The 1,268-nt window shown below is 69.3% G+C and carries 1 protein-coding gene; it reads left to right on the top strand.

The window, feature by feature from the left end:
- On the top strand, nt 1-1,087 hold a 1,087-nt coding region (gene mnmH / locus BIS11_RS17870), incomplete at its 5' end, for a tRNA 2-selenouridine(34) synthase MnmH (protein WP_367399233.1).
- Between the last annotated feature and the right edge of the window lie 181 nt (nt 1,088-1,268).

A 1,268-nucleotide genomic window follows, 5' to 3' on the forward strand; every position in this document is an offset into this window, starting at 1 on the left:
CGCCTCTCTCGAACTGATTCGCCGCGCCACGCCCTTGATCGACGTGCGCGCACCGGTCGAGTTCGACCAGGGCAGCCTGCCCGGCGCCGTCAACCTGCCGCTGATGGTCGACGAAGAGCGCCATCAGGTCGGTATCGCCTACAAGGAGCAGGGGCAGGCGGCGGCCATCGCGCTCGGCGAGCAGCTGGTCAGCGGTACCGTCAAGCAGGCGCGTATCGAGGCCTGGCGCGGCTATCTCGAACGCTACCCGAACGCCGTGATCTACTGCTTTCGGGGCGGGCTGCGCTCGCAGATCACCCAGCGGTGGCTGGCACAAGCGGGGGTCGAGGTGCCGCGTATCGAGGGTGGCTGGAAGGCGATGCGGCGCGCGCTGTGTGCGCGCATCGAGCAGGCCACCGTCCAGCCGATGCTGGTGGTGGCCGGGCTCACCGGCACCGCCAAGACGGTGCTGATCAATCGCCTGGACAACGGGGTCGATCTCGAAGCCTGCGCCAACCACAAGGGGTCGGCCTTCGGGCGCCAGGTGGAGGCACCCACCACCCAGATCGACTTCGAACACGCCCTCGGCAAGCGCCTGCTCGGCCAGAACGGCGCGCTGGTCATGGAGGACGAGTCCCGCCAGATCGGCAACGCCAACATTCCGCTGACCTTCTGGCACGCGCTCAGCGAAGCGCCACGCATTCGTGTCGAGATGCCGCTGGATTGGCGCCTGGAGCAGCTGCGCTTCGATTACATCGAAGCCCTGCTGGCGGCGTTCGTGGCGCGTTTCGGCGCCGAGGAAGGGTTCCGGCGCATGCAGGAGCAGCTCTCGAACAGCTTGAAGCGCCTGGCCAAGCGGCTCGGCAACGCCCGGCTGCAGCGCCTGCAGCGAATGCAGGCGCTGGCCTTCGCTGCCCACGCCCAGGGCGATGTCCAGGCCCACGAAGCGTGGCTCGCCCCACTTCTGACCGAGTACTACGACCCGCTCTACCGTTATCATCTCGAGCGGCGCGACGACGCCCCCAAGGAGCTTCACGTGGGCGACTGGGAAAGCTGTCTGGAAGTCGCCCGGGCGTGGAGCGCCGAGGCCCGGGCCGAGCTGGCCTAGTGCCTCACGCCTGAGCGAGCCACTGGGTCATCACCCGGTCGAGCAGCGGCGCCAGCGCGTGAAAGCGCCCGGGCGGCGTCAGAATGGCCGACGTCTCCTGCACGTAGCGCCGGGCGGCCGGCGAAGCGGGCAGCGCGGGCGGATGGGCGAAGAGCCCGGCGGCGCTTTCGGCGGTGGCCTC

Source organism: Halomonas sp. 707D4 (assembly GCF_024158685.1).
Lineage (GTDB): Bacteria > Pseudomonadota > Gammaproteobacteria > Pseudomonadales > Halomonadaceae > Vreelandella.